Source organism: Streptomyces sp. NPDC101178 (genome assembly GCF_044767965.1).
GTDB lineage: Bacteria > Actinomycetota > Actinomycetes > Streptomycetales > Streptomycetaceae > Streptomyces.
In genome coordinates this window covers 76738-96379 of the sequence record NZ_JBIWOZ010000001.1, presented here as the reverse complement: position 1 = coordinate 96379, position 19642 = coordinate 76738, and the positions used below count along the sequence as shown (strand labels likewise).

At 72.3% G+C, this 19642-nt stretch carries 17 protein-coding genes; 10 read left to right on the top strand and 7 right to left on the bottom strand.

Annotated features, from left to right (window positions below):
- The first annotated feature begins 22 nt into the window (after positions 1-22).
- Together ACIRR8_RS00410 and ACIRR8_RS00405 are read left to right on the top strand one after the other, a co-directional pair.
- A complete protein-coding gene (locus ACIRR8_RS00410; protein WP_404057367.1) occupies positions 23-1729 on the top strand; it encodes an HtaA domain-containing protein in 1707 nt (568 codons plus the stop codon).
- A 107-nt stretch (positions 1730-1836) separates the two neighbouring features.
- Complete coding sequence (locus tag ACIRR8_RS00405) at positions 1837-2508, top strand: PhzF family phenazine biosynthesis protein (protein WP_404057365.1); 672 nt, start codon at positions 1837-1839, stop codon at positions 2506-2508.
- A 32-nt stretch (positions 2509-2540) separates the two neighbouring features.
- Here the strand turns inward: ACIRR8_RS00405 and ACIRR8_RS00400 are convergent, their stop codons facing one another.
- Both ACIRR8_RS00400 and map read right to left on the bottom strand, forming a co-directional pair.
- Positions 2541-3206, bottom strand: coding sequence for a heme oxygenase (biliverdin-producing) (locus tag ACIRR8_RS00400; RefSeq protein WP_404057363.1), 666 nt, complete (start codon positions 3204-3206; stop codon positions 2541-2543).
- Between the two features lie 206 nt (positions 3207-3412).
- Entirely contained in the window at positions 3413-4270 is an 858-nt protein-coding gene (map, locus tag ACIRR8_RS00395) for a type I methionyl aminopeptidase (RefSeq protein WP_404057361.1), read from the bottom strand.
- Positions 4271-4329: 59 nt separating this feature from the next.
- On the opposite strand from map, the gene ACIRR8_RS00390 reads away from it, so the two are divergent.
- Entirely contained in the window at positions 4330-4566 is a 237-nt protein-coding gene (locus ACIRR8_RS00390) for a hypothetical protein (RefSeq protein ID WP_387924544.1), read from the top strand.
- 57 nt (positions 4567-4623) lie between these two features.
- On the opposite strand, the gene ACIRR8_RS00385 is transcribed toward ACIRR8_RS00390, so the two are convergent.
- Positions 4624-5940, bottom strand: a complete 1317-nt coding sequence (locus tag ACIRR8_RS00385; RefSeq protein ID WP_404057359.1) for an MFS transporter — start codon at positions 5938-5940, stop codon at positions 4624-4626.
- Positions 5941-6049: 109 nt separating this feature from the next.
- Between ACIRR8_RS00385 and npdG the strand changes: the two genes are divergently transcribed.
- The 3 genes from npdG (at position 6050) to ACIRR8_RS00370 (ending at position 8326) form a co-directional block, all read left to right on the top strand.
- Entirely contained in the window at positions 6050-6760 is a 711-nt protein-coding gene (npdG, locus tag ACIRR8_RS00380) for an NADPH-dependent F420 reductase (protein WP_404057357.1), read from the top strand.
- 131 nt (positions 6761-6891) lie between these two features.
- The gene (locus tag ACIRR8_RS00375) at positions 6892-7074 is read left to right on the top strand and encodes a hypothetical protein (RefSeq protein WP_404057355.1); all 183 of its coding nucleotides are present in this window, start codon (positions 6892-6894) and stop codon (positions 7072-7074) included.
- A 151-nt stretch (positions 7075-7225) separates the two neighbouring features.
- On the top strand, positions 7226-8326 hold the full coding sequence (locus ACIRR8_RS00370; RefSeq protein WP_404057353.1) for a DUF3533 domain-containing protein: 1101 nt from the start codon (positions 7226-7228) through the stop codon (positions 8324-8326).
- 13 nt (positions 8327-8339) lie between these two features.
- On the opposite strand, the gene ACIRR8_RS00365 is transcribed toward ACIRR8_RS00370, so the two are convergent.
- Complete coding sequence (locus ACIRR8_RS00365; protein WP_404057351.1) at positions 8340-9149, bottom strand: site-2 protease family protein; 810 nt, start codon at positions 9147-9149, stop codon at positions 8340-8342.
- 178 nt (positions 9150-9327) lie between these two features.
- On the opposite strand from ACIRR8_RS00365, the gene ACIRR8_RS00360 reads away from it, so the two are divergent.
- Entirely contained in the window at positions 9328-12744 is a 3417-nt protein-coding gene (locus ACIRR8_RS00360) for an AfsR/SARP family transcriptional regulator (RefSeq protein WP_404057349.1), read from the top strand.
- A 12-nt stretch (positions 12745-12756) separates the two neighbouring features.
- Here the strand turns inward: ACIRR8_RS00360 and ACIRR8_RS00355 are convergent, their stop codons facing one another.
- The 3 genes from ACIRR8_RS00355 to panB form a co-directional block, all read right to left on the bottom strand.
- The gene (locus tag ACIRR8_RS00355; protein WP_404057347.1) at positions 12757-13611 is read right to left on the bottom strand and encodes an ABC transporter permease; all 855 of its coding nucleotides are present in this window, start codon (positions 13609-13611) and stop codon (positions 12757-12759) included.
- Complete coding sequence (locus ACIRR8_RS00350; RefSeq protein WP_404057345.1) at positions 13608-14630, bottom strand: ATP-binding cassette domain-containing protein; 1023 nt, start codon at positions 14628-14630, stop codon at positions 13608-13610. Before ACIRR8_RS00350 ends, ACIRR8_RS00355 begins: the two co-directional genes overlap by 4 nt.
- Before the next feature lie 130 nt (positions 14631-14760).
- A complete protein-coding gene (gene panB, locus ACIRR8_RS00345) occupies positions 14761-15651 on the bottom strand; it encodes a 3-methyl-2-oxobutanoate hydroxymethyltransferase (RefSeq protein WP_404057343.1) in 891 nt (296 codons plus the stop codon).
- A gap of 219 nt (positions 15652-15870) precedes the next feature.
- On the opposite strand from panB, the gene ACIRR8_RS00340 reads away from it, so the two are divergent.
- The 3 genes from ACIRR8_RS00340 (at position 15871) to ACIRR8_RS00330 (ending at position 19506) form a co-directional block, all read left to right on the top strand.
- On the top strand, positions 15871-17499 hold the full coding sequence (locus tag ACIRR8_RS00340) for an MFS transporter (RefSeq protein WP_404057341.1): 1629 nt from the start codon (positions 15871-15873) through the stop codon (positions 17497-17499).
- Between the two features lie 112 nt (positions 17500-17611).
- Positions 17612-18274 (top strand): TetR/AcrR family transcriptional regulator, encoded by a 663-nt coding sequence (locus ACIRR8_RS00335; protein WP_404057339.1) that lies wholly within the window; start codon positions 17612-17614, stop codon positions 18272-18274.
- 206 nt (positions 18275-18480) lie between these two features.
- Positions 18481-19506, top strand: coding sequence for an endonuclease/exonuclease/phosphatase family protein (locus ACIRR8_RS00330; RefSeq protein ID WP_404057337.1), 1026 nt, complete (start codon positions 18481-18483; stop codon positions 19504-19506).
- The last annotated feature ends 136 nt before the right edge of the window (positions 19507-19642 follow it).

Sequence of the window (19642 nt, the reverse complement as noted above, 5' to 3'; positions counted from 1 at the left end):
TTTCCCTAGGAGACCCACCGACATGGCAGCAACTCGCCGCCCCATAGCCCTCGCGGCAGCCGTCGCCACGGCCGCCGCCCTGGGCGCGACCTTCGCCCTCCCGGCCTTCGCGGCCGACGGCGCCCCCGCCCAGACCGTGGCCGAGGCCGGCGCCCCCTCGGAGACGTACACGCTGGAGTCCGGCACCCTGGACTGGGGCGTCCGTGCGTCGTTCCGCTCGATGATCGACCGCCTCGGTGGCACCGCCACCCTCGCGGACGGTGCCACCAGGAACGAGGACGGCTCGTACAAGTTCCCCCTGGACAAGGGTGAGTACGAGCTCGGCACCCACGCCGTGACCTCCTCCTTCAAGGGCAGCGTCCACTACGAGGCGCACGGCGGCGTCCTGGACATCAAGCTGTCCGACGTCAAGGTCCTCACGGTCGGCAAGAGCGGCAGGATCACCGTCGACGTCACCACCAAGACGCCGGGCAAGGAAGCCGTCGTCACAGACGACCTGGCGATGGCCGACCTCGACCTCACCGACGTGGTGGCCTCGAACGGCGCCGAGGGCATGAAGTTCGCAGGTATCCCCGCCACCTTCACCAAGGAGGGCGCGGCGGTCTTCGGCTCGGCCTACAAGGAGGGCGACCCGATCGACCCGGCCACGCTGACGGTCAAGCCGGCCAAGCCTCCCGTCGACCCGCCGGTGGACCCGCCCGTGGACCCCCCGGTTGACCCGCCCGTGGACCCCCCGGTTGACCCGCCGGTCGACCCGCCCGTGAAGCCCCCGGTCAAGCCTCCCGTCAAGCCGACCCCCACCGAGTCCGCCAAGCCGACCAGCGGCCCGGTCGTCGACGGCACCCTGGACTGGGGCCTCAAGCAGTCCTTCCGCTCGTACGTCGTCGGCCCGATCGCCCACGGCAAGGTCGAGACGAGCGACGGCGCCACGGCCAACGACGCCGGCTACCGCTTCACCAAGGCGACCGGCCACCTCGACGCCGCGAAGAACACGCTCAACGCCCAGTTCAAGGGCAAGGTGCGCTTCCTCGGCCACGAGACCGCCGGTGAGTTCGAGCTGGACCTCTCCCTCAGCAACCTGAAGGTCGACGTCCAGGGCACCACCGGCAAGCTCCTCGCCGACGTCTCCACCAAGGACCGGGCCTCCGGCAAGGTCAACACCTTCACCGGCCTGCCCTTCGCCGACCTGAAGGTGCCCGCCGGCGCGCTCACCGCCAAGGAGGGCGTGGTGACCCTCAAGGGCATCCCGGCGACGCTCACCGAGGACGGCTCCAAGGCGTTCAGCGGCATGTACCAGAAGGGCGAGGCGCTCGACGCCCTGAACGCCGCGGTCTCGCTCGACAAGGACGCCACGCTGCCTCCGGGCGGTTCGACGGAGTACGAGAACTGCGCCGCGGCCGAGGCGGCCGGCGTGACGCCCATCAAGAAGGGTGAGCCCGGCTACGCGGCCCACCTCGACGGTGACGGCGACGGCGTGGCCTGCGAGTCCGGCGGTTCGGGCTCGACCGGCGGGTCCACCGCGGGCGGCTCCACCTCCGGCGGCGGCACGGTCGGCGGTTCGACCACCGGCGGTTCCACCACCGGCGGTTCGGTCGGCGGCTCCGGCGCCCTGGCCGCCACCGGCTCCGACACGCCGACCGGCGCGCTGATCGCCGCCTCCGGCGTCGTCGTGGCGGCCGGTGCCGGCATCGTGCTCCTGGCACGTCGTCGCCGCAACGCCACCGCCTGATCCGACTCCGCACCACCCGCGGGGCCGTACCCACCGGGTACGGCCCCGCGGCCGTCGTCGGGCTCCCTCGGCCACCGCCCCGCCACCGGTGGTGCTTGAATGCGCACGTGAACCACGACGACGTACCCCAGGGCATCGACGTCCTGCGGGTCTTCTGCGGACCCGACGGCCGCCACGGCAACGCCCTCGGTGTCGTACGCGACGGAAGCCGCCACCCCGACGAGACCTCCCGGCAGCGGCTGGCCCGGCAACTCGGCTTCAGCGAGACCGTGTTCGTCGACGACCCGGAGCGCGGCCGGGTGGACATCCACACCCCTGGGCTGCGGCTGCCGTTCGCCGGGCATCCGCTGGTCGGCGCCGCCTGGCTGCTGGATCTGGAGATCCTGGAGCTGGCCGTCGGAGACGTCTTCGCCCGCCAGGACGGCGAGTTCACCTGGATCACCGCGCGTCCCGAGTGGGCCCCACCGCGCACGTTCCAGCAGTACGCGAGCGCCGGCGAGGTGGAGGCGCTGCCGGGACCACCGCCGGGGGAGGGCTGGCTCTACGCGTGGGCCTGGGAGGACGAGGCGGCCGGACGCGTGCGCGCGCGAGCCTTCCCGAGGCGCGGCGGAGGCATCGTCGAGGACGAGGCGACCGGCGCGGCGGCCATGCTGCTGAGCGCACACCTCGGCCGGGCCCTGAACATCACACAAGGACGCGGCTCCCAGATCCTCACGGCACCCGCGCCGGACGGCACGGTGGAGGTGGGGGGCCGCGTCCTGATGGCCGCCCGGGGCTGAACCCCGAGCGGCCGTGGGCGAGATGAGCGGTACTACGCGCTGAGCGGGAACACCTCGCCCAGCTCCCGGAAGACCGCGGTGTTCAGCGCGAAGGCGCGCTTGCACTCCTCGATGATCCGCTGCTTCTCCAGGTCGTCCGCGTTCACGCCGTCCAGCAGCTCGCGGTAACCCCGCTTGAACGCGGCCGGGTTGGTGATCTCCTCGAAGACGTAGAACCGCACGCCGTCACCCTTGCGCTCGAAGCCCCAGGTCTTCTCCGCCTTGTCGCGGATGATCTGGCCGCCCGAGAGGTCGCCGAGGTAGCGGGTGTAGTGGTGCGCGATGTATCCGGCGGGCCAGGTGCGCGCGCACTCGGTGACCCGGGCGGCGTACGCGGCGGTGGCGGGCAGCGGCTCCAGGCCCTCGCGCCAGTTCTCGCCGCGCAGGTGCGCCAGATCGCGCTCCAGCTCGGTGGAGCGCATCAGCTCGGCCTGTATGAACGGGCCCGCGACCGGGTCGTTCCGCAGGGCCTCCGCGCCATCCTCCAGCGCCCGGTAGACGAACCACAGCTGCTCGGTGTAGCGCGTGTACGCATCGACGCCCAGCCGCCCGCCGAGCAGGTCACCCATGAAGGTCGAGGTCTCGGCCTCGGTGTGCTGCTCGTGCGACGCGGTGCGGATGAGCGTCGAGAAGGGAGTGACGGTGGCGGTTGCGTCCAAGGCGGGCCTCCGGGGCCGAGGGGGACGGGAAGTCCAGAAACAGACGGAAATATCGGCAGGCGACCGCCGCGACGCTGCGGCGGCGCGTGCCGGTACGCCGATCCTCCTACTTAGGTTTACCTAAGTCAACTGGTTCCCGACTGCTTGTCGGTAAAAAAATACGCGACGAGAGTGCGCAGGGCCCGATAACGGACAGTATGGGCTGATTACGGCAGGGTGAGGATCTCCGCACCGGTCTCCGTGACCACCAGCGTCTCCTCGAACTGCGCGGTCCGCTTGCGGTCCTTCGTCACCACGGTCCAGCCGTCCTCCCACATCTCGTACTCGTGGGTGCCCAGCGTCAGCATCGGCTCGATCGTGAACGTCATGCCGGGCTGCATCACGGTGGTGGCGTTCGGGCTGTCGTAGTGCGGGATGATCAGGCCGGAGTGGAACGAGGAGTTGATCCCGTGGCCGGTGAAGTCGCGCACGACGCCGTAGCCGAACCGCTTGGCGTACGACTCGATGACCCGGCCGATGACGTTGATCTGCCGCCCCGGCCTGACCGCCTTGATGGCCCGGTCCAGCGACTCCCGGGTCCGCTCGACGAGCAGCCGCGACTCCTCGTCCACGTCACCGCAGAGGTAGGTGGCGTTGTTGTCGCCGTGCACGCCGTTGATGTACGCGGTGACGTCCAGGTTCACGATGTCGCCGTCGCGGAGCACGGTGGAGTCGGGGATGCCGTGGCAGATGACCTCGTTGAGCGAGCTGCACAGCGACTTCGGGAAGCCCCGGTAGCCGAGGGTGGAGGGGTAGGCGCCGTGGTCGACCATGAACTCGTGCGCGACCCGGTCGAGCTCGTCCGTGGTCACGCCCGGGGCGATGTGCTTGGCGGCCTCCTCCATCGCCTGCGCGGCGATGCGGCCCGCGATCCGCATCCGCTCGATGGTGTCGGAGTCCTGGATCTCCGGGCCGGTGTACGGCTTCGGGCCCGGCTTCCCCACGTACTCGGGGCGCCGGATGTTTCCGGGAACGGAACGGACGGGAGTGATCTCCCCTGGTACGAGAAGCGACTGGCCAGACATGCCAGCGAGTCTAACCAGGGGCCCCGGGGGCACCATGGCAACAAGGAAAGGAGCAGTCGATGGCCCTGTTCAAGAAGCGCACGGTCGGCAAGCCGGGCGAGTGGTACTACTGCCTGGAGCACAAGAAGGTCGAGGAGGGCCCGGAGTGCCCCGCCCAGAACCGGTTCGGCCCCTACACCTCCCGCGAGGCGGCCCAGCACGCGATGGACACGGCCCGCGACCGCAACCTGGAGTGGGACACGGACCCGAAGTGGCACGACGAGGACCGGGGCAAGTCGAGCCCGTCCGGTGACTGAGGACATCTTTCAGCCCTTCCGGCGTTTGAGCAGCGCGGTACGGGGCGGGACCCCGGGTCACCCCTCCACCCGGGCCTCCCGCCTCCGCACCGCGTCCTCGTCCGTCTCCGAGTCGTACCGCACCAGCTTCGGCAGCGCCGCCGTCAGCAGCGCCACCGACGCCACGCACGCCACCCCGCCCGTCCAGATCGCCGACCGGGTCCCGGTCCACCCCGCCATCGCCCCGGCGCGGACCTGCCCCAGCTGCGGCCCCACGCTGTACGAGAGCACCTCGATGCCCGCCAGCCGCCCCCGCAGCTCCTCCGGAATGGTCTGGTTCCAGATGGTGGAGCGCCCCAGCCCGCTCAGCATGTCGCCCGCCCCGGCCACCCCCAGGCAGAGCAGCACCATCCACACGCTGGAGAACCAGCCCGCCGCCGCGATCGCCAGCCCCCACACCGCCGCCCCGAAGACCACGAACAGCCCGTGCCGCCGGACCCGGGACGTCCAGCCGCTGGTCAGCCCCAGCGCCAGCGAGCCGACCGAGCCCGCCGCGTACATCAGCCCCAGCGACCACTCCGCGTCCAGCTCGTCCGCCAGGAACGGGAAGATGGTGTTCGGGAAGGCGAAGAACATCGCCGCCAGGTCGATCGCGTACGTCCCCAGCAGCACCGGCCGGCTCCAGGCGTACCGCGCCCCCTCCACGATCCCGCGCAACGACGGCTTCGCCGCCTCCTTGGCGGGCGGCGCGGGCGAGAGCCGCAGGCAGAGCACCACGGAGGCGGCGAACGTGCACACCGTCACCGCGTACGCCGTGCTGTGACCCGCGTACGCCACCACCAGACCGGCCAGCGCCGGGCCCGCGATCGCCCCGACCTGCCAGCGCAGCGAGTTCAGCGCGGCCGCCGCCGTCTGCTGGGCGTGCGGCACGATCCGGGCCATCAGCGAGTCCAGCGCCGGCCGCTGGAGCCCGGCCAGCGCGGCGACCCCGCCGGCCACCACGTACAGCGGCCACAGCAGCGGTTCCGGCAGCAGTGCGTTGACCAGCAGGATCGCGGCGAGCACACCGAGCCCCGCCTCGGTGAGCAGGATGACCCGGCGCCGGTCCACGGCGTCCGCGAGCGCCCCGCCGTACAGCCCGAACACCACCAGCGGCACCAGCTCCACCGCCCCCATCGCCCCGACCGCGAGCGGCGAACCGGTGAGGTGCTTGATCTGGAGCGGCAGCGCGATGAGGGCCATGAAGCTGCCGAAGTAGGTGATCAGCCCCTGGATCCACAGCAGCCGGAAGTCGGCCGAGGAGCGCCACGGCGCGAGGTCCGGCAGCAGGGCGCGGAGCCGCGAGGGGGGAGGGGAGGCGGGGGAGCCGGGGAGGCCGGGGGAAGCTTCGGTCACGAGGGGCCATGATCCGCACTGCGGGACGCCCCGGGCAAGCCGGTTTCCCCGGTCGCCTTCGCCGGCCTCGGACGGGATTCCCGGCCCTACCTCGCAGTAGGGTCGGTCCATGACTACACAGGACAGCGGCAGCGCGCCCAAGCCCTCCGCCAAGGACCCCTGGGACCTTCCCGACGTCTCCGCGCTGAGCGTCGGCGTACTCGGCGGGACCGGACCGCAGGGGCGCGGCCTCGCCTACCGGCTCGCCCGCGCCGGGCAGCGCGTCACCCTCGGCTCCCGGGACGCCGGACGCGCCGCCGACGCGGCCGCCGAGCTCGGCCACGGCGTGGAGGGCGCGGACAACGCGGAGTGCGCCCGGCGCAGCGACATCGTGATCGTCGCCGTGCCGTGGGACGGCCACGCCAAGACCCTGGAGTCCCTGCGCGAGGAGCTGGCGGGCAAGCTCGTCATCGACTGCGTCAACCCGCTCGGCTTCGACAAGAAGGGCGCCTACGCCCTCAAGCCGGAGGAGGGCAGCGCCGCCGAGCAGGCCGCCGCCCTGCTGCCGGACTCGCGGGTCACCGCCGCCTTCCACCACCTCTCGGCCGTGCTGCTCCAGGACGAGTCGATCGAGGAGATCGACACCGACGTCCTGGTCCTCGGCGAGGCGCGCGCGGACACCGACATCGTGCAGGCGCTGGCCGGCCGGATCCCCGGCATGCGCGGCATCTTCGCGGGCCGGCTGCGCAACGCGCACCAGGTCGAGTCGCTGGTCGCGAACCTGATCTCGGTCAACCGCCGCTACAAGGCCCACGCCGGACTGCGCACCACCGACGTCTGACGCGTACGGAGCCGGGCCCGGGAGCCGGGCCCGGCTCCCGAACCCGAGGCGGGGCACAACGGGGCATGGGGGACACTGGACGGGACCACGCCGTCCGGTGCCCGACCGTTCCCCGACAGGAGCCGCTCCCCATGCCCCGCCTCGCTCTCTACGCCCTCGTCGTCTGCGTCCTCGCCGTCGCGGCGGCCGTGGTCTCCTTCGTCCAGGGCAGCCTGCTCGGGATCATCTGGGTGCTGATCGCGGGGCTCTCGTCGAACATGGTGTGGTTCTACGTACGCAAGCAGCGCATGGAAGCCGCTGCCGACCCCCGCTGACCTCCGCACCGGCCCTCGTGAGCCCTGAGCCCTGAGCCGTTCGGGTCGAGGGCCCCGCCTCGCGGGCGCGCCCCGGAGACCCGGCGCCGCCCGGAGCCGACCATGTGACGGCCTCGCCACGGCCGTGGCGAGGCCGACGAGGGAGGACCGCGTGGCAGACGCGAGGGACGACGGGTACGGATCCGGCTCGACCGCACGGACGGGCGACGGCGACCGGGGCTTCCTGGGGGAGGTGCGGGACGCCGTCTCCACCCGGTCGGCGCTCGTCATGCTCGGGGTGCTCCTGCTCCAGCTGGGCTTCGCCCTCTCCTACATGGGCGCCTTCCACGCACCGAAGCCGCACCAGGTGCCGATCACCGTCGTCGCGCCGCCCGCCGTCGAGAGCGACCTGGTCGCCCGGCTAGACGCTCTCCCCGGCGACCCGCTCCACGTCACCGCCGTCGGGAGCCGCGCCGAGGCGCGGGCCCGGCTGCTGGACCGGAGCACCGACGCCGCCCTCGTCATGGACGCGGCCGGGCGCACCGACACCCTGATCGTCGCCTCGGCGGGCGGCCCGTCGGCCACCACGGCGGCCACGGAGATCCTCCAGGAGGTCGCACGGGCGCAGAACCGGTCGATCGTCGTCCGCGACATCCGGCCGCCCGCCGCCGGCGACTCGCGGGGCCTGTCGTCCTTCTACCTGGTCCTCAGCTGGACCATCGGCGGCTACCTCGCGGCCTCGGCCCTGAACATGGCGGCCGGCTCCAAGAAGCCCACCCTGCGCCGCACCCTGGTCCGGCTCGCGGCGATGCTTCCGTACGGCTTCGTCTCGGGCATCGGCGGCGCGATCATCGTGGGCCCGGTGCTGGACTGCCTGCCGGGCGCGTTCTGGGAGCTGGTCGGGATCGGCACCCTGGTGGTGTTCGCCTCCGGCGCCGTGGGCGTCGCCCTCCAGTCGGTGGCGGGCACGGTCGGCCTCGGCCTCACCATCCTGATCTTCACGATCCTGGGCAACCCCAGCTCCGGCGGCGTCTACCCGTCCTCGCTGCTGCCGCCGTTCTGGAGCGCGATCGGACAGGCGCTGCCTCCGGGCGCCGGGACGACCGTGGTGCGCAACACGGTCTACTTCGACGGCAACGCCACCACCGGCGCGCTGTGGATCCTCGGCGCCTGGGCGTTCGGCGGTGTCGTCGTGGCGATCCTCGCCGCCGCGCTGCGCGGCAGGCGGCGGCGCGAGGTCCGTCCCGGGGAGCCGGTGGCGGCCGCACACTGAGCCGTCCCGGGGCTCACTCCACCGCGCACACCGCGTTCTGCTCGCCGAAGAAGGACCGCCAGAAGCGGTAGAGGTCGTAGCCGCAGTACCGCTGGAGATCGTCGACGCCCAGGACGCCCAGCAGCGCGTCGATCCCGTTGAAGAAGGCGATGTTCACGCCGGGGATCCACAGGATGGCGAAGACCGCGATCAGCCCGAACGGAGCGATCGGCTCCACCTGGCGCCTGATCCTGTACGACAGCCAGGGCTCGATCACGCCGTACCCGTCGAGCCCCGGGATCGGCAGGGAGTTCAGGATCGCGGCCGTCACCTGGAGCATCGCCAGGAACGCCAGCGCGTACCGGAACGCGAGCGGGACCCCGTCGAGCGCGTTCAGCCAGAACGGGGCCGTACACACGATGGCGAACGCCACGTTCGTCAGCGGGCCCGCCGCCGAGATCAGGCTGTGCTTCCAGCGGCCGTGGATCCGGGCCCGCTCGATGTAGACCGCGCCGCCCGGCAGGCCGATCCCGCCCATGACGACGAAGAGGACGGGCAGCACGATGCTGAGCAGCGCGTGGGTGTACTTCAGCGGATTGAGCGTCAGATAGCCCTTCGCCCCCACCGAGAAGTCCCCGCTGTGCAGCGCGGTGCGCGCGTGCGCGTACTCGTGGAGGCAGAGCGAGACGATCCACGCCCCGGTGACGAAGAGGAAGACCGCGAAGCCGGTCGCGCCCGCGAAGCCGCTCCACACGGCCCAGCCCGCGACGGCGGTGACGGCGGCGATCCCCAGGAAGACCGGGCTGATCCTCCGGTCCCCGCGGGTGGCTGCGGTGGTGGTCATCGGCACACGGCTCCTGAGGCTGGTCGGGGCGGCGACATCGGACGTACGACGGCAGGTACGCCGGTGCGGCAGGGACAGCGACACCGTACGGATGCCGACACGGCGGGAACGACGACGACCCGGCCAGGAGTTCCACCCGGTCAACACCGTGACCGGGTCCGTCGCGGACAATGGGCCCGTGCGCTACTGCATCCTCGGCACCACCCGGGCCTTCCGCGACGACGGTACGGCCGTCGCCCTCGGCGGGCCGCGGCTGCGTGCCCTGCTCACCGTCCTCGCCCAGCACCCCGGCCGGACCGTCCCGGCCGGGGTCCTCGTGGACGAGGTGTGGGACGGCGACCCGCCCGCCGACGCGGCCGGTGCGCTCCAGGCGCTGGTCGGGCGGCTGCGCCGGGCGCTGGGCCGGAGCGCCGTCGCGTCGGTGGAGAACGGCTACCGGCTCGCCGCCGAGCCGGACACCGTGGACCTGCACCGGTTCGAGCGGCTGGCGGGGGAGGGGAGCCGGGCCCTGGAGCAGGGCGACCCGGTCAAAGCCCTCGCCGTCCTGGACGAGGCCCTCGCGCTCTGGAACGGGCCGCCGCTCGACGACCTGCCCGACCGTACGGCGCCCGCCTCCCGCCTGGAGTCCCGCAGACTCGCCGCCCGACGGGCCCGGCTGGAGACGCTGCGGCTCCTCGGCCGGGCGGACGAGGCGCTGTGGGAGCTGGCCGCCCTCTGCGCGGCCCACCCGCTCGACGAACCGCTCCAGGCCCTGCGCGTCAGGGCCCTGAGGGACGCGGGACGCACCGCCGAGGCGCTGGCGGCGTACGAGGAGGTCCGCACCGTACTCTCCGACCGCCTCGGCACCGACCCCGGGCCGGAACTACGCGGCCTGTACGCCGAACTCCTCCACCCGGAACCGGCCGAACCGAAGCGCCCGGAACCGGAACACCCCGCTGCGAAGCGCCCGGAACCGGCGGATCCGAAGCGCCCGGAACCGGCCGCACCCACCGTCGTGGAGCAGCCCGCCCCCAGGAAGCTCGCCCCGCCTCCTCCCGGCAACCTCCGCGCCCGGCTCACCAGCTTCGTCGGCCGGGACGGCGACATCGCCGCCCTCCGCGAGGACCTCACCCGCACCCGGCTCGTCACCCTCCTCGGCCCCGGCGGCGCGGGCAAGACGCGGCTGTCCCAGGAGACCGCGGAGGCCGCCGCCGACGCCTGGCCCGACGGGGTCTGGCTGGCGGAGCTGGCCCCCGTGGACGACCCGGACGCCGTGCCCGAGGCCGTCCTGGGCGCGCTCGGCGCCCGGGAGACCGTGCTCCGGCGCGCGGGCGCCGAGGAGTTGCGGGCTCTGGCCGAGCCCGGCGCCGGCGACCCTCTCGTACGGCTCACCGAGTACTGCTCCCGGCGCCGCATGCTCCTCCTGCTCGACAACTGCGAACACGTCGTCGAGGCGGCGGCCGCCCTCACCGACCACCTCCTCACCCACTGCCCGCAGCTCACCGTCCTCGCCACCAGCCGCGAACCCCTCGGTGTGCCCGGCGAGTTCCTCCGCCCGGTCGAACCGCTGCCCGACCCGATGGCGCTGCGCCTCCTCGCCGAGCGCGGAGCCGCCGCCCGGCCCGGGTTCCGTACCGACGCCGACGAGGAGACCGCCGCCGCCTGCGCCGAGATCTGCCGCCGGCTCGACGGACTGCCGCTCGCCATCGAACTGGCCGCCGCCCGGCTGCGGATGCTCACCCCGCGCCAGATCGCGGACCGCCTGGACGACCGTTTCCGGCTGCTCACCAACGGCAGCCGGACCGTGCTGCCCCGCCAGCAGACACTGCGCGCGGTCGTCGACTGGTCCTGGGAGCTGCTGGACGAGGGGGAACGCGCGGTCCTGCGCCGCCTGGCCGTCTTCGCGGGCGGCTGCGGGATCACCGCCGCCGAGGAGGTCTGCGCCCTGCCCGCCGGACCGGGCGGCCCCGCCGTCGACCGTCTCGACGTGGCCGCCCTGCTCGGCTCCCTGGTCGACAAGTCGCTCGTCGTCGCCGCGCCCGGCGAGGACGCGGAGATGCGCTACCGGCTGCTGGAGACGGTCGGCGAGTACGCCGCCGAGCGGCTGGCCGAGGCGGGCGAGCGGGACGCCGTCGAGCGGCGCCACCTGGTGCACTACCGGGAGTTCGCCCGCACCACCGGCCCGAAGCTGCGCGGCGCCGGCCAGCGGGAGGCCATCGGGCTCTTCCGCCGCGAGTACGAGAACCTGCGCACCGCGCTGCGCCACGCCGTCGCCGCCCGGGAGGAGCAGGAGGGCCTCTGCATCGTCCTGTCGCTGGCCTGGTACTGGATGATGCACGACCTGAACGCCGACGCCCGCCAGTGGTCCGGTGCGGTGGCCGCGCTCGGCCCCGACCCCTTCGCCCCGCCCGGCACGAAGGCCCCGTCCCTGCTGGAGCGGACCACCGACCGCCCGCCGCCGTGGGAGCCGGAGCAGATCGAGGAGGCGCGGCGCGGAGCGGGGCTGATCCGGATGGTCAGCATGGACCACGCGATGGAGGAGTGGCTCACCCCTCCCGGCCAGGAACGGATGCGGATCATCGCCCGCACCTACCGGGCCGGGCAGCCGCAGGCGTGCCGTGCGCCCGGTTCGCTCTGGATGTTCGCGGTCCTGCTCACCGGTGAGGCCGACGAGCTGCGCGAGCTGATGGACGAGACGGTCCGGGCCTCCCGGGAGTTCGGCTACGAATGGGAGCTGGGCGCCGCGCTGGAGGTCCGGGCCAAGATCCTGGCCAACCGGCCCGACTGGGCGGGGGAGGCGCTGGCCGACGCCGACGAGGCCCTGGAGATCTTCGTCCGGCTCGGTGACGACTGGGGCGCCGCGGAGGCGCTGTCCTCCCGGGGTGAGGCGTACGAACGGCACGGCCGGTTCGCCGAGGCCGCCGCGGACTACCTGACCGCGGTCGACCACGCGCGGGCGCTCGGCGCCCACGCCCAGGTGGCCGTGTTGCGCGCCCGGTACGCCGGAGCCCTCACCGAGCTCGACCGGTTCGACGAAGCCGAGTCCATCCTGCGCGAGGTCGTCGACGGAGGCCGGTTCGCGGGCCACGGGGCGATGCCGACCGCCCGGCTGCACCTGGGCTTCCTGTACGGACGCCAGGGCCGCGTCACCGAGGCGCGGCGGGAACTGGAGTCGCTGCGCGAGGAGTTCAGCTCCCGCACGATCGGCGTCTTCGACGGGTTCGTGCTCGGGACGCTGGCCTGGCTGGACAACCTCGTCGGCGACCACGCCGCCGCGCTCACCACCGGACTGGCCTCGCTGGCCCGCTCGCAGGACCGGCTCTCCCGGATGATGGCTCCGCAGATGGCGTCCATGCAGCTGATGACCATCGCCAGGGCGCTCGCCGGCCTCGACGGTGTCACGGCTCCGGAGGCCGCCGCCCGGCTGCTCGGCCTCCAGGCGGCGCTCCTGCCCGCCGGACATGTGCCGACCGCCCTGGAGCGCCGGAACCTCGCCGAGGCCGAGCAGGCCGTACGGGCCCGGATCGGCGACGAGGCGTACGCGGCGGCGTACGCGAGCGGCGGTGGCCTCACTCTCGACGAGGCCACCGCCCTGGCGGAGACGTACCGGCAATGACCCGGCCCCGGCTCAGGCCTTCTTGCGGAACTTGGCCACCGCCAGCGGCGCCATCACCACCGTGATCCCGGCGGCCCAGGCGAGCGTCCACCAGACCGAGTTGCCGAGCGCGCCGCCCTGCATGAGCCCGCGCGCCGCGTCCGCGAGGTTGGAGAGCGGGTTGTAGTCGGTGAACGCCTGGAGCCAGCCAGGCATCGTCTGCGTCGGCGCGAAGATCGAGGAACCGAACTGCAGCGGCATCAGGACGAGCATCGCCATCCCCTGGACCGCCTGGGCCGTCTTCATGGCCAGCCCGAGCAGGATGAAGATCCACATGACGGCGGCGCCGAACGTCGCGGCCAGGGCCACCGCCCCGAGGAGCCCCAACACCGAGCCGTTCAGCTCCATGCCGAGGACGAAACCCATGCCGAGCAGGATGAGCGTGGCGACCATCAGCCGGCCCAGCTCCACCACGATCTTGGCGATGAGTACCGAGGAGCGGGCGATCGGCATCGTCCGGAACCGGTCCATGACGCCCTTGCGGAAGTCGTCGTTGACGCCGGTGCCGACGGCCATGGCGATGTTCATGCCCATCATCGCCATCAGCCCGGGCACCAGGTAGTTCACATAGTCCTGCCGGTTGCCGCCGAGGCTGGCGCCGACCGAGCCGCCGAAGACGTACACGAACAGCACGATGAAGACGATCGGCATCAGAAGGACGTCGAACATCGACTCCGGGTCCTTCTTGATCTGGAGCAGATTGCGCCGGACCAGGGCCCCGATGTGCCGCAGATTGGCCCGCAGCCCGATCCCGCCCTCCTCGGCCACCGCGGCCTTCGGCGGTACGGGTCCGGCGGGCGCGGGGGGCAGGGTGGTGGTGGTGCTCATGCGGCGACCTCCTGGGGAGCGGCGTCGGTGAGGTGCGTGGCCTTGTCGCCGGTGATCGCGAGGAAGACCTCGTCCAGGCTGGGCAGGGCGGTGGAAACATGGGCCAGGGAGAACCCCCGTACGCCCAGCAGTCCGATGACGGCGGTCAGTTGCTCGTCGCTGAGGATCGGGACGTACAGCAGTCCCTCGTCCGGCACGGCCTGCGCCCCGGCGACGCCGTCGAGTCCGGCCTCCCGGATCGCCCGCGCCATCGCGGGCAGCTCCGCCGGGTCCGAGGGCCGGATGTGCAGCGTGCGGCCGCCGACCTTGGCCTTCAGCTCGTCGACCCCGCCCCGGGCGATGATCTTCCCCTGGTCGATCACCGTCAGCTCCTTGGCGAGCTGCTCGGCCTCCTCCATGTACTGCGTGGTCAGCAGGACGGTGGCGCCCTCGGCCACCATCCGCTGCACCTCGTCCCAGACCTCGTTACGGGTCCGGGGGTCGAGGCCGGTCGTCGGCTCGTCCAGGTAGAGCACGGCCGGGCTGCCGATCATCGAGGCGGCCAGGTCGAGCCGGCGGCGCATCCCGCCGCTGTACTCCATGCAGGCCCGCCTGGCCGCGCCGGTGAGCGAGAACCGCTCCAGCAGTTCGTCCGCGCGGGCCCGCGCCTGCTTGCGGGGCAGATCGAGCAGCCGCCCGATCATGTAGAGGTTCTCCCAGCCGGAGAGCTTCTCGTCGACCGAGGCGTACTGCCCGGTCAGGCCGATCCGGCGGCGCAGCTCGCGCGGCTGCTTCACCACGTCGAAGCCCGCGACGACCGCGTGTCCGGCGTCCGGGGTGATCAGCGTGGAGAGGCAGCGTACGAGAGTGGTCTTGCCGGCGCCGTTGGGGCCGAGCACGCCGAGGACGGTGCCTTCGCGGACGTCGAGGTCCACGCCGTCCAGTGCCTTGGTCTCGCCGTAGTGCTTGACCAGCCCCCGTACCTCGACGGCGTTTCCGCCGCTCCTGGGGTTCGTGTCGATGCGTTCCATGTCCACCATGGGACCAGCGCCCACCGACAGCTCACCGACAGTCGGCCGATACGTGCTCCGGGCGCGCGACAGCCCGCCGATGGGGGATGTCGGCGGGCTGTCGGTGGTGCGGGAAATGGTCTGTGAGGGACCGGGCGGATCAGTGGAAGGTGTGCTCCGGCGCCGGGAACGTGCCGCCCACGACCTCCTCGGCGAACTCCTTCGCCGCGTCACCGAGGACCTGGCGCAGGTTCGCGTACTGCTTGGTGAAGCGCGGCACCTTGCCGCCGGTCAGCCCGACCATGTCGGTGTAGACGAGCACCTGCGCGTCGGTCCCCGCACCGGCGCCGATGCCGACGGTCGGGATGTGCAGCGTCCGGGTGACCTGCGTGGCCAGCTCCTCGGGCACCAGCTCCAGCACCACGGCGAACGCGCCCGCGTCCTGGACCGCCTTGGCGTCGCGCAGCAGCTGGTGGGCCGCCTCGTCGCCGCGGCCCTGCACCCGGTAGCCCATGGCGTTGACGGACTGCGGGGTCAGGCCGATGTGGGCCATGACCGGGATGCCCGCCTCCACCAGCAGCCGGATCTGGTCGAGCGACCGCTCGCCGCCCTCCAGCTTGACCGCGCCGACGCCCGACTCCTTGATCAGCCGCGTGGCGTTGCGCAGCGCCTGGACGGGGCCTTCCTGGTACGAGCCGAAGGGCAGGTCCGCGACGATGAGCGCGCGCTTGGTGCCCCGTACGACGGCGGCGGAGAGGATGGCGATCTCGTCCATCGTGACGGGCACGGTGGTCTCGTAGCCGAGGTGGACGTTGCCCATCGAGTCGCCGACGAGCATGACCGGGATGCCGGCCTCGTCGAAGACGGACGCGGTCATCGCGTCGTAGGCGGTGAGCATGGGCCACTTCTCGCCGCGCTCGGTGGCGGCGGCGATGTCGTGGACGGTGACGCGGCGCGTGGACTTCCCTCCGTACAGTGCCTTGCCGCTGTCGGGGGCGGAAGCGGTGGTTCCTGCGGGGGAAGACTGGTTCTGCGCAGCCTGAAGCGACATGGCCAACGGCTCCTTCGTCATCTCGAGGCGCCCTGACGGCGTCCCCGGATCCCTTCCATGGTGGCATCCCGCCCGGGCAAACGGGAAGTGGGCCCGCATGGGGCCCGTCCGGCGGGGTGGTCTCCGTTCCACCGGGTGGTTCCGTCCGGAGGTCTTCCGTTGGGCAAAGCTTTAACAATACGAGACGGTCTCGTATCGAAACGACGTTAGGCTCGGCCCATGTCCCCATCCCCGTCCTCACCCCCTGCCGCCGCTGCTGCCGCCGAGCCCCGCATACCCGAGGCGATCCACCGCCGCCGCTGGTGGATCCTCACCGTCCTCATGTTCAGCCTGCTCATCGTGGTGCTGGACAACTCGATCCTGAACGTCGCGGTCAAGACGATCGCCAGCCCCGCGCCCACCGGCATCGGCGCCACCCAGAGCGAGCTGGAGTGGGCGATCAACTCCTACACGCTCGTCTTCGCCGGACTCCTCTTCACCGCGGGCCTCCTCGGTGACCGCATCGGCCGCAAGAAGGTCCTCCTCTTCGGCATCCTCGTCTTCGGTATCGGCTCCGCGCTGGCCGCGATGTCCGCCTCGCCCGGCGAACTCATCACCTGGCGCGCGCTGATGGGCTTCGGCGCGGCCTTCGTGATGCCCGCCACGCTCGCCGTCCTGATGAACGTCTTCGAGCGCGACGAGCAGCCCAAGGCCATCGGCATCTGGGCCGGCAGCGTCGGCCTCGGCATCGCGATCGGCCCGATCACCGGCGGACTGCTGCTTGAGCACTTCTGGTGGGGCTCGATCTTCCTGGTGAACGTCCCCGTGGTGATCCTGGCGCTGGTCGCCATGGTGATCCTGGTCCCGGACTCCCGCGACCCGAAGCCCGGCAAGGTCGACCCGGCGGGCGTCGCGCTCTCCATCGTCGGCCTGGTCCTGCTGGTGTACGGGATCATCCGGGGCGGCGAACTGGCCGACTTCACCGACACCACCGTGCTGCTCTCCATCGTCGGCGGACTGCTGGTGCTGACCGGATTCGTCTGGCACGAGAAGCGCAGCAGCCACCCGGCGATGGACGTCACGTACTTCCGGAAGCCCGCGTTCACCGCCGCCGTCGCCGCGATAGCGCTGGTCTTCTTCGCGCTCATGGGCGTGACCTTCTTCTCCGCCTTCTACCTCCAGAGCGTGCGCGGCTACAGCGCCCTCCAGTCAGGCCTGCTGATCGTTCCGCTCGCCGCCGCGCAGATGATCTTCGCGCCGCGGGCCCGGCTGGTCGTGGACCGCTTCGGCGCCCGAGCGGTCTGCACGGCCGGCATGCTGCTGGTCGCCGCGGGACTGGCGTGCTTCGCACTGTTCGACGCCGGTACGCCGGTGTGGGTGCTGTGCCTCGTCTTCTTCGTCCAGGGCACCGGGATGGCGCACATCATGCCGCCGGTCACCGTGGCCGTGATGCAGGCCCTGCCGCGCGAGAAGGCCGGTTCCGGATCGGCCATCAACAACACCTTCCGCCAGGTCGGCGGCGCGCTCGGGATCGCGGTGCTCGGCTCGGTGCTCTCCACCGTCTACCGGGGTGACATCGAGGGCCACCTCTCCGCCGTTCCGGCCGGGGCCAGGGACGTGGCCGGCGAGTCCATCGAGGCCACGCTCTCAGTCGCGGAGAGGCTCGGTCCGGTGGCCGGAAAGCCGCTGGTCGCCGCCGCCCACGACGCGTTCATCGGCGCCATGCACGTGACGGCGCTCGGCTCGGCGGCCGTCGCCCTGATCGGCGCCGTCGTCGTCGGCCTGTACCTGCCGGGACGCAGCCGTACGGTCCCGGAGGAGCCGGCGGACCAGGCGCCCCGGCCCACGCAGGAGCCGGTGGGCCGCTGACGTCACCGGAGGGGCCGGGCCGCGGCCGTCCGCACCGCTCCGGTCGGCGAGAATCGGGACGTACGGCGGTACGGCGACGACCGTACGACGGCACGGCGAGAGGCGGCACCAGGTGCGGGACCAGGACGACGACGGCGAGCAGCGCGGCCGCGCCACGCGCGACGACGGGACACCGGACCCGGAGCCCCGCCGCGGCCGCCCTCGCTCCGCCGCGGCCGAACGGGCGATCCTGGACGCCGTCATCGCCCTCCTGGAGGCCGGAGAGCCTCTGGCGGGCCTCTCCATCGAGCGCATCGCGCGCACGGCGGGCGTCGGCAAGGCGACGATCTACCGCCGCTGGTCGGGAAAGGAGGAGCTCTTCGTCGACGTCGTACGGGACATGGAACCCGTCGACCCGCCCGTCTCCGGCACCGAGGGCCTCGCCGACCTGCGCATCATGCTGGAGTCCCTGCGCACCCGGGGCCTCGCCCAGCGCTCCTCGGTGCTGCTGCACAACATCTTCGCCCAGATGAAGAGCCACCCGAAGCTCTGGGCCGAGTACTCCGGCCGGGTCATCGCCCCCCGCCGCGCCGCGATGCTGGCAGCCGTACGCCGGGCCGTCGCCGCCGGAGAGCTGCGCGACGACCTCGACGTGGAGCTGATCGACGACCTCTTCGTCGGCCCGGTCCTCGTCCGTACCGTCCACCGCCCCGACGCACCCCTTCCCGACGACCTCGCCGACCGCATCATCACGGCGCTGCTCCAGGGGCTGGCCCCGGCGGCCGGGCGAGTGTGATCGTTCTGTCACAAGCGCCGACGGACCGGGCGGAAACCGGAACCTCCCGTGCCGTTCGGCTCGTCCTGATGACGGAGAGCCGCCGTCGACAGGGAAATCGGCAGAGCGAAGTCGGCAGAGCGACGTCGACGGCGGGAAAGACGCCACCCATCACCTAGGGTCGAGGGGCGCGGCGATGTGTACGGCAAGGCAGTGAGGACGACGCGATGGTGCAGGCGTACGGGGCGGACACGGGCAACGGCAGCGCGGAGCGCCCGCACCCCGAGGAATCCCGCTTCCGGGGCCTGCTGAACAGAGCGGGCCGGGACCGGGGGATCTGGCGGCGCGGGATCCTGCTGGCCCTCTGCTCGGTGGTGCTGACCCTCGTCATGGCCGTGCACGCACAGATCCCGAACCGGGTCGGCAACCTCGGCAGCCTCGTCGAGACGTTCCTGCCGTGGATCGCGCTCTTCATCCCGCTCCTGTTGGTCCTGGCCCTGCTGCGGCGTTCCGCCACCGCGCTGATCGCGCTGCTGCTCCCGGCCGTCGTCTGGGTCAACACCTTCGGCGGGCTGGTCACCGACAAGTCCGGCACCGGCGGCGACCTCACCGTCGCCACCCACAACGTCAACGCCGACAACCCCGACCCCGCCGGCACCGCCCAGCAGGTCGCGGGCTCCGGGGCCGACGTCGTGGCCCTCCAGGAACTGCCGGGCGGGCAGGTCTCCACGTACGAGAAGTCGCTGGCCGCCCGCTACCCGTACCACTCGGTCCAGGGCACGGTCGGGCTGTGGAGCAAGTACCCGCTCAGCAACACCAGGCCGGTCGACATCAAGATGGGCTGGACCCGGGCCATGCGCTCCACGGTCAAGGCGCCGCGGGGCGAGGTCGCGGTGTACGTGGCCCACCTGCCGTCGGTCCGGGTGAAGCTGCACGCGGGCTTCACCGCCAACCAGCGCGACAACAGCGCCGACGCGCTCGGCGAGGCCATCGCCGACGAACCGGTCGAGCGCGTCGTCCTCCTCGGCGACCTCAACGGCACGATGAACGACCGTTCGCTGAACGCGGTCACCTCCCAGATGCGCTCCACGCAGGGCGCGGCGGGCGACGGCTTCGGCTTCAGCTGGCCCGCCTCGTTCCCGATGGCCCGGATCGACCAGATCATGGTCAAGGGCGTCGAGCCGAAGTCCTCGTGGACGCTCGCGGCCACGGACAGCGACCACCTGCCGATAGCGGCACGCGTGGAGCTGTGACAGGGGCCACGCAACCGCCCGTTCACCTCGCGGCATAAAACGTCTGCGACAATTTGTTCAAGTCGCATACATAAGCGAAGACTGAGCCGTCGCCCCGGTGCGGATACCGGGCGACGGTTCTTCGTGTCGCCCCCGC